This is a genomic window from Haloferax sp. AS1 (genome assembly GCF_014530665.1).
In the GTDB taxonomy this organism is placed as follows: Archaea; Halobacteriota; Halobacteria; order Halobacteriales; family Haloferacaceae; genus Haloferax; species Haloferax volcanii.
This window is the reverse complement of record NZ_SPSA01000001.1, coordinates 502,861-514,728: the sequence shown is the minus strand read 5'-3', so window position 1 is coordinate 514,728 and position 11,868 is coordinate 502,861. Positions and strand designations below refer to the sequence as shown.

Annotated in this window: 11 protein-coding genes and 2 pseudogenes; 4 read left to right on the top strand and 9 right to left on the bottom strand. The window is 46.8% G+C overall.

Annotated features, from left to right (window positions below):
- Window positions 1-2: 2 nt before the first annotated feature.
- On the top strand, window positions 3-788 hold the full coding sequence (locus tag E4P24_RS02825; protein WP_188148083.1) for a hypothetical protein: 786 nt from the start codon (window positions 3-5) through the stop codon (window positions 786-788).
- 64 nt (window positions 789-852) lie between these two features.
- On the opposite strand, the gene E4P24_RS02820 is transcribed toward E4P24_RS02825, so the two are convergent.
- The 5 genes from E4P24_RS02820 to E4P24_RS02800 form a co-directional block, all read right to left on the bottom strand.
- A complete protein-coding gene (locus E4P24_RS02820) occupies window positions 853-1,995 on the bottom strand; it encodes a DsbA family protein (protein WP_188148082.1) in 1,143 nt (380 codons plus the stop codon).
- Window positions 1,988-2,794 (bottom strand): hypothetical protein, encoded by an 807-nt coding sequence (locus tag E4P24_RS02815; protein WP_188148081.1) that lies wholly within the window; start codon window positions 2,792-2,794, stop codon window positions 1,988-1,990. The genes E4P24_RS02820 and E4P24_RS02815 overlap by 8 nt, the downstream gene beginning before the upstream one ends.
- A 310-nt stretch (window positions 2,795-3,104) precedes the next feature.
- Entirely contained in the window at window positions 3,105-3,689 is a 585-nt protein-coding gene (locus E4P24_RS02810) for a hypothetical protein (protein ID WP_188148080.1), read from the bottom strand.
- Window positions 3,690-3,718: 29 nt separating this feature from the next.
- On the bottom strand, window positions 3,719-4,063 hold the full coding sequence (locus E4P24_RS02805; RefSeq protein WP_188148079.1) for a DUF6009 family protein: 345 nt from the start codon (window positions 4,061-4,063) through the stop codon (window positions 3,719-3,721).
- A gap of 2 nt (window positions 4,064-4,065) precedes the next feature.
- Window positions 4,066-4,269 carry a hypothetical protein gene (locus E4P24_RS02800; protein WP_188148078.1) on the bottom strand — a complete coding sequence of 68 codons (204 nt, stop codon included), beginning with the start codon at window positions 4,267-4,269 and terminating at the stop codon, window positions 4,066-4,068.
- Here E4P24_RS02800 and E4P24_RS19420 point away from each other — a divergent pair.
- The gene (locus tag E4P24_RS19420) at window positions 4,263-4,616 is read left to right on the top strand and encodes a TIGR02391 family protein (protein ID WP_394354792.1); all 354 of its coding nucleotides are present in this window, start codon (window positions 4,263-4,265) and stop codon (window positions 4,614-4,616) included. The genes E4P24_RS02800 and E4P24_RS19420 overlap by 7 nt on opposite strands.
- A 1,274-nt stretch (window positions 4,617-5,890) precedes the next feature.
- Window positions 5,891-6,682 carry a hypothetical protein gene (locus tag E4P24_RS02790; RefSeq protein WP_188148076.1) on the top strand — a complete coding sequence of 264 codons (792 nt, stop codon included), beginning with the start codon at window positions 5,891-5,893 and terminating at the stop codon, window positions 6,680-6,682.
- Between the two features lie 29 nt (window positions 6,683-6,711).
- Here the strand turns inward: E4P24_RS02790 and E4P24_RS02785 are convergent, their stop codons facing one another.
- From E4P24_RS02785 to E4P24_RS02770, 4 genes and pseudogenes are all read right to left on the bottom strand, one after another.
- Window positions 6,712-7,056: a hypothetical protein gene (locus tag E4P24_RS02785; protein WP_188148075.1), complete on the bottom strand. Its 345-nt coding sequence runs from the start codon at window positions 7,054-7,056 to the stop codon at window positions 6,712-6,714.
- Window positions 7,057-7,165: 109 nt separating this feature from the next.
- Complete coding sequence (locus E4P24_RS02780) at window positions 7,166-7,360, bottom strand: hypothetical protein (protein WP_188148074.1); 195 nt, start codon at window positions 7,358-7,360, stop codon at window positions 7,166-7,168.
- Window positions 7,361-7,977: 617 nt separating this feature from the next.
- Window positions 7,978-10,392, bottom strand: coding sequence for a hypothetical protein (locus E4P24_RS02775; protein ID WP_188148073.1), 2,415 nt, complete (start codon window positions 10,390-10,392; stop codon window positions 7,978-7,980).
- An 886-nt stretch (window positions 10,393-11,278) separates the two neighbouring features.
- Window positions 11,279-11,602 (bottom strand): annotated as a pseudogene (locus E4P24_RS02770) (NADH:flavin oxidoreductase); the annotation flags it as partial.
- Here E4P24_RS02770 and E4P24_RS02765 point away from each other — a divergent pair.
- A pseudogene (locus E4P24_RS02765) lies at window positions 11,602-11,868 on the top strand (cation transporter); the annotation flags it as partial. The pseudogenes E4P24_RS02770 and E4P24_RS02765 overlap by 1 nt on opposite strands.

The window sequence follows — 11,868 nt, the reverse complement described above, 5'->3', positions numbered from 1 at the left end:
ATATGCGAATCGAGAAACAAACGACTTCTAACGAGGAGACAAAGACGATCAAAGTAATTCTCGACACAAGCTATTGGATTAGCTTCAAAGACCACCGCCAGGATTTATTTGACAAGTTCGCTCGGGCCGTCTACGAGAACAATATAGAGGTTCTGTTTAGCTACGGGAACTTTATTGACCTAATCAAGTATAGCGAGCAAGACGAGCTTTCCGAGATGATACCCTCAGTAGTCTCGACTTATATCCCACCACAGGATTACACAGGGAATTCATACAGCACTTCGACGAGTCCTCTATCACTGATTCCAAAAACTGAGGAGAAGCACCGGGCGGTCTCTGACACACAAGACTTTGGGGATGTAAAGACACTGAAGTACCTATTTCGGATTTCAGATTGGGAGGGTCACGAAGAATACAAAGAAGCGATGCAGTATCTGAAGTCAGTTAGCGACGAGTACGGGGAAGAATATGTGAAGGCACTTCTATTTGATCTTGATCCTGGTACAGGAACATTCAGTTACGACGAGAGAGGTGATTCTGAAGTTGTTGCTAAGGTGGTTCAAGCAAAGAGAATTGAGAAAATGGACCCCAATGAGAACCTCAAATATACCGATATAGCAGATATGGAAATCATCACACACGCCATTATTACGAACTGTGATATTCTCTTAATTGAGTCGAAATGGAAGAATGTGGGTTTGGTTGAGTCAATCTTCGATGATTTGGGCAGTAGTACAGAGCTCAAAGTATTAGATGATATGGGCGAATTTGTAGATCTACTTCAGTAGAAGCGGCTCTGTACGTGGCGTTTGGTCAGATACAGGCGAGTGATCACATACCCGTATGAGACAGTTATTGCCGTACCCAGAACCTACCAACACCAATCTTGACGGGGATGATTTCGCCTCGTTGCTGCAGTTCTTCTACAGCGTGCTCACGGTCCCATTCATATACACTCATGACTTCCTTGGTAGTCACTGGGCCGTACTCGGTTACGAACTTCGGCAAAGGCCGGGGTTCATTGCTTTCGATCCCTGCCTGGTCAAAGATATCCACAATATCGTCATAGTGGAGGTAACCGTGCTGTGTGACTTCTTCACCGTCAACGTGGATTTTGGTAATCGGAGGGTTCGGATCACGTGTACTTGTTCGAACATTGATCTCGTTCCATGATGCCTCCAATTGATCAGTGTCAAGTCCGACGTTCCTCGCTAACTCGAAGAGGGTATCCTTGTTTTCGATGTTTAACCCCTCAACAATGGCAGCAGTACGAAGTCGTCGAAGGTATTGGTTCGCAATACTCTTTCCTTGCTTCATTGCAGAAAGGTAAGCCCGATTTGCAAGCTCAGTGGATTCTGGTGGGTTCTTCTTCCACACGGACGTGTCGATGGGCATCTTGTGGCGATAACTATCTGTCTCCCACTTCGAGGTCATCTCTTCGGGAAATTCGAAGTCACGGACTGGAACAAGTTGGTAATCTGTCTCTACTTCCTCGCCATACCTCTCCTCGATCTTGAGCATTATTGGATACAGGCCCCATCCAATATTGTCCCAAGCGTCTGAGTACTGCACGACTTTCGGTACCTGATCTTCATCCTCATCCTCATCCTCGTCTTCGTTTTCGTCCGACTCCTCGTCTACCTCTTCTTCTGGTGATTCAGGACCATCTGTTTGCTCGTTCTCAGGAGACTCAGATTCTTCATCAGAATTGTCCGGTGAATCCTCAACGATATCTACGTCTTCAGGAATGCCAATTACGCCGCCTCCACCACCGCCACCAGTATTTTCGGTCTCAGATGGAGGGGCTGTTGCCGTTGATGTATCTGGAGTGTCTGGACTATCATCGTCCTCCGGTGATTGGCTATCGGAGTCTGAGTCTGTATATTCGTCTACTCCGGTCTGGTGAGGTTCAACATGCTGTTCTTCATTGTCGGAGCTGCATCCACTCTCATCATCACCAGGACTGATGTAGGGAGCGCCCGATCCGTCACCCATTGATCGCCACCTCCGTTTCCTGAATGAAATCACTAATCCGTGACTGCTCGTTCGTACGCTCAGCGTGCAGCGCTCGTTTGATTTTGTAAATCCACATGGCTAATTTGTATTGTGAATACCCATCCGAAGTCAGCCCACAGTACCGCTTCCAGTGCCAACCTGCGGTCTCGTCAACTATCTCAGGCATCATACCGACCTGTCTTGGAGAGCCCCTCCCGATGGTAAGGACTCCATCTGGATTCAAAACGGCTGAAGCCTGCTCAATCCGTTCACAGAAATCGTAGTGACTGGGTGTTTGGACACCATACATTGCAAACCGGTCAATTCCGAGTCGGTCGAACGTCTCTTTGGACTCCTCAAAGTGATCTATTGAGACGCCCTTTGCAAGTGGTGTGATTTCATGGGGTAATCCCATCTCTTCGGCCCTCTTGTAGAGCCATTCAAACCGGCTGAGGTACTTTTCAACGTTCTCTAGCTGCTGATCTGGCTCCATCCGGTGATATACCCACAACCAATCAGGAATAATCCGAGCCTCACGTTCAAATTCGGCATAAAGGTCGATCTCCTGCCAACGACCTCGATTTGTAACCGTAGCATCCGGCTCAGTACCTACAATAGTGAGTTTGTGATGTGGCTGGAGAATGTTGTTGAAGCCGCCGTAGTTTTCCAGTACACGCTCTGCTTTGCTGAGCGTTACCATCACGTGTTCTATCGAGGGATCATCTTTGAGTAGGTCAATGAACTTCCCGCTGGGTTCGAGACGGAGTATTGCCCTAGTCTGTGGGTACTGCTTAGTCAAGGAAGCAATCAGAGTTTGCTGGCCTCTACGCCGGTCTGTAGTTGTCACAGGCGAATTCATGTGGGCTATGTCCGGTCTCCGAATTGTTCTCAGATGGGAGACAGTCACACATTAGAGCGCATTGAATATAAAAACCTAGGAGAGTGAAAATCCCTAAAGCCGTTTTTGGCCCGCCTAGTCCACGATATTGGCAGTTGGACAATCAGAAATCGGAAGTGAGTACCTACATCAAATCAGTATCATTATGCCAAGGGGTGGTGAGCTAAATTCTCTCGACTTTGTGACGGTAGCATATCTTAGAAGAATGCTTCTAAGACACGCCGAGTATGTCTCGAAATTGGCTCTGTAACTCTTCCCTCAACACAGGAATTTCATCCTTAGTAAGCGATTCCCAGTTCTCTTGCCATTTTTCTATCCGCTTCTCTGAGCCAGGAAGTGACTCCCCTGCGTCGTGAATCTTCGCAACAGAAAAGTCGTGGAACATATCACGGTACTCCCCCAGAAGATCATCCATTGTCCCACAGATATCAGACGAAAAATAGACTTTGTTCCTCAGGTAGAACCTCTGAAGCTCCTCTCCAGACTTGGCGGCAATCTCAATCTTCTCCTCTCTGGATGTTTCGCCCCGTGAAAACATCGGATCTACCAGCGCCCGCATATCTTGATCGAACTCGGATAGTTTCACGTAGAACTCTCCGATAATCTCTGCTCGTTTCTGGTGCAAGTCGGTGAACTTCACTGCCTCCTTGTCAAGCTCTGTTTGGTACGATTCCAGTTGCTTGTCGAAATACTGTTTAATTGCGACTTTCGAAACGTGAGCAAGTAGCCATGCCCCAGCAGCTAGAATTCCGAGGTCACGAAGTAGACCAAGAACCATCTGTAATGTAGCGACCATATCTCTGATTTATTGACCGGAAGTGGATTTCAGGGAGTGAGAGCCTCTGACTCGATCCCAACTTCGATCTCTCTTGGGTCAACGGCCTCCTTCGGTGTGTACCTACTGAACGCCTTCCCATCCCACTTCGGCCCCCCTCTATCTGCTTCCTTGAGGATGAACATCCGACGTTCGTACTGCCTTCTTCTTTGATTTCGCTTTGAGTCGTAGTCGTCTTTATCAACCTCGGTATACCCAAAGAGGATGTAATCTCCACGAAGCGATCCCTTTGGTGGCTCCCCTTTTGCTTTCCGACTGTGGAATTTGAACTCTCTCAGGTAGTCAACCTCCTCGGGATCTTTGACCCAGACGAGTTCAGTCTCTGCCTCCAGCATTTTCACTCGTCGTCCTCTCCAAGAGTCACCATTTCGACACCATCGTCGATGACTCGATATTCCTCCCCGTCCATCTCAACCCGTTCTTCTTCCCATAACTCTTCATTCTCTTCATCGTACCCCTCAACCACATACCCTGCTCCAAAAGGAAGCTCGCCATCTATCTCAACTCGTTCGCCTGTCTCTACGTGTTCGAGGATTGCCATACTTGCTGACGTGTTCCCATCGGGATAGTCCTTGTTGTCAATTGGAGACAACAAATCGTCAGGGCAGGCCTGACACTGGTGACTTCGCCCAGAATACAACCGGTGCAAAATTGGATCTTCAGGCGTTTCACTCAGATGGCGTAAAATTATCTTTCGGTGAGACAGAGGGAGAACAAGATGGAGCCATGTTCCTGTACCGTGGCGCATTTCAAGCTCTTCGGAACCCAGTAAGTCACCGCTCTGTCGAAAATGTTGACGAAGACTACGCACGGGATGCCATATATTTAATAAATGTGTCAATACAACAATTAGAGGAGCTAAGCAGCTATGACGTGGGAGCAACTTGACGACCCGCCACGTTGGGTGAGAAAGGTTTACCAGGATGATGGCTGGCAACTGAAAGACTTTGGTGACTACCTAATCACGAAGGGAGACACATGGGTTTACAAAATTGAGTTCGGACCAACGTACGCTCGTCAGCTCAAGTCTGACTACTATAGCACGACGAGAAACGAAGGTACGTGTCCAAACTGCCAAGCGTATGTCCGGCGACTCCACGGTGACCGCTTCTTGACTTGCCACCGGTGTGGATGGGTCGTAGGTTTGCCCATCCTACGGTGGCTCCGTTACCCTTCCTGGGTAGATTATTATCTTGAGGGAAAACACTGAATACACTCCACACACAAGTTGAATTATCTACACGAGGGATCAAATTGGGTGCAGCAATATCTTCAGCCGAGATTAGTTCAGAGACCCTTGCACCGAGAGACTACCTGGATGTTCACGAAGCCTTGACAAACCATGGTTGGAACACAGTTGAAGCAGAGTTCAACCATCCCAGTCCACAGGTAACATCTGCAACTGTTTACGGTGAGGTCAGGGAGGATGGTATTTTCGAACGCAACCAAGGAGATCTAAAATCGTTTTTAATTAAGTCCCCTAGCGGCGAGGTAGTCAGAGTCTCTTTTGAGGGTAAGAGAGTCTCCATTAATCGCTATAGTAACCTACCTACAGAGCGTTCATCCACCGGGAATGTGGATTTCGGTGTGGCTCATTATCTGGGAGTGTGTATGGTAGTTTCATTCCAAGCGATAGACGAGTATATTGACCGTAATGGATTGCGACCGGTCATCAACGAAATTAAGCGTCGTCGATGGACGATTATGATGGGATTGGCCTTGTTCACCGTAGTTTGCAAGTAAATGGCTCTTAAGTATTCTTTCCAGACGGTGACCATTTGATTACCCAATAGCACCACTGTTGCCTTCCCCAATAGCCCTTGCAAAGCCCTAGTAAAATAGAATTCACACTCTCTATTCACGCATAACAGATTTGAGTGAGATGAGATTCAGAATCTTGAATCCTCTATCAATGTGATAAAGAGATTATCTCTAAGAGTTATATCTGGGAAACCCCATGGTGAGGACTCTCTTTGAGAGGTTTCTGAAAGAAATTTCCGGGGTCAGAGAACCCTATCTTCTACTATTTGTATTACGGGAAATACTATGTATTTCCCTACAATGGTGTTGGGATCGAGTTTGAGATATTCTAAACTAGTTCTCCGAGATAATCATTTGAGATAGTCAAAACACGCATAGTATTTGAGATCTTTCACATATTTGTGCGCACATTATCAGAAAAAGAACAACGGATTATCCTCTGCATTCTACAATCACAAGAAGAAGATTCAGAAGGTAGACCACAAGCTGACACAATCCAAATTCGGGAACACTGGGAAAATTCAGATTGGGACGATTTGTCAAAACCCACCATCAAGCGGATTCTCGGGGAGTTGGTCGATAGAGACATTCTGTGTAAAGATCAAAGATCCAAAGACGAGATGGACACAAACCGGATCCCGCCATCACTATACATTCTCACAGAACCTGGAGCAGAACTTGTGGAGGAGGGTTTCGCTGGAGTCGAGGAGCCTGTTTCATCTGAAAACCGTGCCAGCATGGAAGACCTAAGAAGTCAGGTGTTTGGACTCAAGGGCGAGGTAGAGAGGCTTAGAACAGCTTTTGTGGAGGAAACAGAATCACAGGAAGAGACATCTAAACACTACTATTCCAAAGTTTCCGGCGAGGTTTCAAAGAACAGGGAAGAGATACAATCGACTGTCGGTAAGATATCTCGAATCGAGACGAAAATCGCCCAGATTGAAGCTTCAATAGAAGAGATGGCGGTTCACATTGACGACGAAAAAGAACAGCGAGAAGAGCAAAAAGAAGCCGTCAAAAAGGCTATGAAGATGCTGGCTGGACACATGGAAGAGATTAAAGCCAAAAACAAGGAGCTACGTGGAGAAAATCAAGAACTTCGAGACCGACTTGAACATATTGAATCATTCCTTCTCGAAGTTCACACTGGTGGTCTTGGTAAGGCAAAGTACGAACCCCATGAAGCTGGATAACAGTAAAAAGAGAGTGTCCTTCGACTGTTCTATAATAGTATTCTATCAAGCTCAAGTGCAGCTAATTTGAACTCTGCTTTCATAACCAGATTTCGCAGTTCTTTGTGTTTGTCAATCATGTCTTCCACGAGCTGGTCGTGAGTATTTCCACCCACCATCGAATGTGCTTCTTCATATGTGATTCCGCATTCATCGGCTAACTCAGAAATTAAGTCATACACCTCTGAAGCGGGTCTAAAACCAGTTTCTTCATAGTTGGTGTGCCGTGGTTTTTTTGGCTCGTTCTGAAGATCGTCTAACAACTGATTGCAATCGTCTTCTGTCTGTGCTTCGTCTAAACGTTGCTCGTATTCTTCTAATTCCTTGAATTTCATAGTTTGTCACCTCCTGAATTTCGGAGGTAAAAACACTGAGAGAATCGAACTCTCATTCGGTCACCAGAGATGTTTAGTTGTTTTTGACATGTTCTGACATTAGAGTTGTCTATGGCACATGAACCATATTGTTGTACGCTTGGTCACGCAATGCATATAATGCGTCCATGGTCTTTTGTTCTGCAATCCACGATTCGGCTTCAAAATCAGAAGCGAACTGCTCTATCGAATTCACGATGTTCTGTAGCTCGGTCGCCGTCGATGCTTCCTGAATCTGAGTTTGGAATTTCTTGATTTGTGCCATATATGCACAATATGATTCAAATCCCAAACGTATTGTCACAATGGATGTTCGAGTTACACCCGAGTTACGGGTCAGCTACACCCAAGTTACGGGGGGACGTAACTCTGAGAATACACGAGAGAGTATGCTGAAACGAATGAATTTGAGAGAATAGAAAATCAAAAACCGAAAAGTTACGGTGATTTCAATTTGATGTGTGAAATTATATTCATACCGCCTTCATGTATACCTCAGTTCAAATCACCGTAACTTTTTGACTTTGAAAAAATTCATTTGCGGAATTCAGAGGTCTGAGTACCCTGAGAGCGCTATAAAAAATTACACCCCCCTGTAACTGGAGTCTCAAATTTTCGAAGATTATCCTCAGTATCCACAGTGTTCAGCGTCTCTATCTATCAGTTACGGAAAGTTACACCCACCCCGTAACTATTTGTAACTATCTTAGTGTTCACAGTCCTTATTATTATGTATCTAGTCTAGAAAGAAATAATAATAGTGTGTTGAAGCGGTTTACGCACTTTTCTCGAACTGTGAATACATACTGAAGCAGTTTCGGAGAGGGTGTAACTAATTGTAACTGAGGTTGGTAAGAGAGAAGAAAAAAGAGAATTATTGAGTTATGCTACGAAGCTGTTCCTCTCAACCCGTGGTATTTCTTCGATTTGATTCATGTCGAAGGCAATGCATCGTCCAAGATTCTTATCGACCTTCGAGGTTTCTAAGACGTATTTTTCCTGCTCTTCGAGTTCTGCAAACCGTTCTCTGTAGTCCTTTGTGGAATTGAGAATGTCGAAGGATTTCTCGGTCCCTGACTGCTTAACCATCTTATTCACTTCACCGAATACAGTTTCAAGTTTGATGTGAAGTTCTTCGTCGTCTGTCCCTTGTTTGATGATTGAGTAGTCAACACCGTACTCTAATTCCATCTTGTGAGCGGCTTGGCTTACTAACTGAAGGAATTGCTCGGCGTGTGTCTGGCTGTTCTCTGGTGAGACCTGATTAGCTGTGTACGTCAGTGCTTCATACACATCATCGTCTGTGTATGGCTTTTCTGCATCGTACTCTTCACAAAGACGAGAATAGACGTTAAGACCGTACATGACGGTCGTGATGCTGTTCCGCCGTGCCCCTCGAATCTGTTCAAAACCATTGTCTCGGAGCCACTGAACAACGTATCTCTTGATGTCTTTCCACTGTTTTTGTTCAAATTCTTTTGACGTATTCAGTGTGAGTTTGTAGTATGCTTTTGCGTGGTTCTGGAGGTCGTTAAGCTCTAAATCCTGAAGTGCTTGAACGAACTTCTCTTGGTCTGGTACGTCGGATTTGAACTGAACACCAATTAATCGGCGTGCCTCAGCAGGATTAGCAAAGTGTTCCTCTGAGGACACAATTGTTGGAGCGTTCAGCTTGAGCATCTGCTGTGTTCGGTCGATGTTGGACACAGGGATTACACCTCCTTTTGTACTAGTTCTAAACTTTGTGTTGAAGTCGTTCAAATCGTCAGGGCTTCGTTCTGAAACCTTGAATTCGTCAAACCAGAGGGGGATAGAGCAGGTTGAAACCATGTCATTCCGTCGTGCTGGTTTTGTTTGCGGGTCAATAGGGTCGCCGGAAATACCCATGCACTTAAAGACTTGTTCCATTGTTGTGGACTTTCCTGCTCCTGAATCTGCTGTGATAGATAAACCGGGATATTCGCCTTCCCTATCACGGATATATGGACTTAGACCTGTAGAGTAAACGAATCCAAGAACAGGTAAGAATCGTTCAAAATTCCTTGTTCTTGGGAGGGTTTCGAGTATGTCTTTCACTTCATCCTCATCGATTCCATCGAGGTCGTCTAACTGCCATAAATTAGCAAGTGAAGACCCTTTACCAGTGTGCGAAAGTACGAAATTCCCATCTGAACCATCAGCAGTGAAAACACCGTTTGGAGTGACAAGCTGGCCGTCTTGGAGTCCAATCTTGTTGGTAAGTTCTTTCTCAGGTGCGTCTTGTTCAGCTACTATTTCGTGGATATGTTGAAGTTGGTTCTTTGACCCTTCCCATTTGTACGCTCCATACTTGTTCACAAACTCTGTGAATTTGGACGGGTTGGCAAAGATACTTCCTTCGAGGACGAAGGTTACAGACTTCCCTGATGGTGTTCTAGCTTCTACTTCGTACTGGATTGAGTTGTCTATTGGAGACCGGATAATAGACTGTGTATGGAAAACGAAGTTGCTGATTTTATCGAATACAACAGTCTTCTCGTCGTTTTGGAATTCGATTTTTCGTTGTTTGTAGACTCCGTTCTGCTTGACTATATCACCGGCTTCAGGGTACTCAGAGTTGGTATCTGCTTCTGTTGTCTCTGGGTCGTAAACGTCCATACACCCGGAAATTGCCTTATTGATAGAGCGGCTTCTGTAGTCTTCTCTTGCCTGCCATTTTGGCCTCTTACCAAGTCCAGATTTTTCGAAGAGACGTTCCATCTGGCTCGTATCTTTCTGCGTCCAAAACGCAAGATGGGAAAGAAGAGCCATGTCTGCTCGGCTGTGGTCTCCATCGTGACCAGAAAGGTCTCCGCTCCAAAGCCGTTCGAATTCTCGCCCATTCGAGGCGTTCTTGGCTTTCTCAATTACTTCGTCATCCTCCAGAGAAAGATTGGTTGAAGGCTCCGCAGTAGCCGTTTGAGGCTCTTCATCCTCTTCCTCTTCAACATATTTTGTGTATACTTCAGACACCTCATCAGGTCGCATTTCAACTGATTTTGAAGTATCTTCGAGGTGGTCAAAAGTCATCGTGAAGAACCGTTTCCGGTCATACATTTCAATTTCAGTCTCCCCTTCGTCATGCTTCTGTTTATTATCTGAATCTGGCCCTAGTTGACCTTCAACAAGAATGTGAACACCAGTTCCAGAAGGGGAAATTTCTGTGTAGGAGTCAACGGTCTCGATTACATCTTCGGCCCACGGAACAAGTTCTCCTGTATCGGGGTCTCGAACGTCGTCAAGGTCAATCCCCATTATGAAATTATCTGTAGAGAACATGAATCCGATTCCGTCGATGTTGGAGTTAGAATTCGAGTAAGAGAGAGCTTCTTCGTAGGTTCCCCACGTAGAGGAATCATTGCTTTTCGCAAATCCTCCGTGTGGAGATTTTGGTACTTTAGTTTTCTTTCCGTCTCGTTCTTGGTATGACCAGCAGACCCAGTTTTCTAGGGTCCAGAGGTCGCTAAGTAGTGTTTCTGAGTTCTGTACGTCGGTCGTTGCTTCTGTCGGTTGTATAGCTGACATAGTTTTTTGATTTCATTGAGATCTCCATTTTTCGCCTGAGATAAGAGGGCGTTTCGCCCAAGTAAAATACTCGGGGAGCGGTTCGTATATTACGATAATTAGTCATATACTTATAATTTATGGAAAATTTTCATAATAGAGAAGATTTGTTTATCTTTTGGGCCATATTGCACAAGATTTAAAATCTGATGTTTCGTGAGACAATATGGGTGTGATGTAAACACATCCGCATTTTGATCTCTGTCGGTGCTACAAACCGACATTTAGTATATTAAATACCAGACCTCTACTGTCCAATCCCTTTTCCCACGTTCTTTGGAAATTGATCCCGTCATTGCGACTGAAGAATAGAATCATCTATTCGAATTCCCGGTATACTTTTTCGATGTCAGAAATTCGGATATGTGGCTTTACAAACGGTTCTGGGGGTTGATTTCCGATGGGATGTACACAGAAGGCTCTTACTTCTATGTCATGTTCTTCAACAAATCTCCGAGCCTGTGGGTGTTCTAATTCAATCTGTATCCACCCTTCTTCTTTGACTATTGTTTGATGTCTACGGTAGGCACTGTCTAGTTAAGCCAGTTTGAGGAACGAGCAGGTCGTTGAGTGTGTTTGGGATGGAGCTCGCAGACCTGCTCTACGCGCCCTCCATTCTGAGGGTCCCCGCGCGAGCCAACACCGCGGGGGTTCGACAGACGCCCGGCGCGCCCGGCGCCTGCGGCACCGCGCAGTTGTTGCAGTTCTCGCAGACGACCCGCGTGTCGGCCGACACGGCGCGGCCGAGCAGTCGCGCCGGGAGTTCCGGTTCGGCGTAGAACGGCCGGGCCATCCCGACGGCGGCGCAGGCGTCTCCGAGCAGTCGGTCGATTTCGCCGCGCTCGCGGATGCCGCCCGCGCAGAGCACGGGCGCCGAGACGGCGTCGCGGACGCGGCGGCACAGGTCCGCGTTCCACGCCGGGTCGGGTGGACGGCGAGTTCTGCTGTCGCGGCTGTCTCGAAATCACCCGCGCGCTCGGCGCCGCCGCGAGCGCCGACCCCGAGACGGTCGAACGCGAACTCGCGGGCGAGCCAGACGAAGTGCCCGACGACGCCGCGCGGACCTACATGGCCGTCGACGGGATGCACTGCGCCACCTGCGAGGCGTTCGTCTCGGGAACCGCGCGGCCCTGCGAGGGCGTCTACGCCGCCGAGGCGAGTTACGCCAACGACATGGTCCGCGTCACCTAC

Bases quoted from the DNA above. Each gene is read 5' to 3' on its own strand.
- E4P24_RS02825 (WP_188148083.1), top strand. From the start codon at position 3: ATGCGAATCGAGAAACAAACGACTTCTAACGAGGAGACAAAGACGATC.
- E4P24_RS02820 (WP_188148082.1), bottom strand. From the start codon at position 1,995: ATGGGTGACGGATCGGGCGCTCCCTACATCAGTCCTGGTGATGATGAG.
- E4P24_RS02810 (WP_188148080.1), bottom strand. From the start codon at position 3,689: ATGGTCGCTACATTACAGATGGTTCTTGGTCTACTTCGTGACCTCGGA.
- E4P24_RS02805 (WP_188148079.1), bottom strand. From the start codon at position 4,063: ATGCTGGAGGCAGAGACTGAACTCGTCTGGGTCAAAGATCCCGAGGAG.
- E4P24_RS02800 (WP_188148078.1), bottom strand. From the start codon at position 4,269: ATGGCAATCCTCGAACACGTAGAGACAGGCGAACGAGTTGAGATAGAT.
- E4P24_RS02785 (WP_188148075.1), bottom strand. From the start codon at position 7,056: ATGAAATTCAAGGAATTAGAAGAATACGAGCAACGTTTAGACGAAGCA.
- E4P24_RS02780 (WP_188148074.1), bottom strand. From the start codon at position 7,360: ATGGCACAAATCAAGAAATTCCAAACTCAGATTCAGGAAGCATCGACG.
- E4P24_RS02775 (WP_188148073.1), bottom strand. From the start codon at position 10,392: ATGTTCTCTACAGATAATTTCATAATGGGGATTGACCTTGACGACGTT.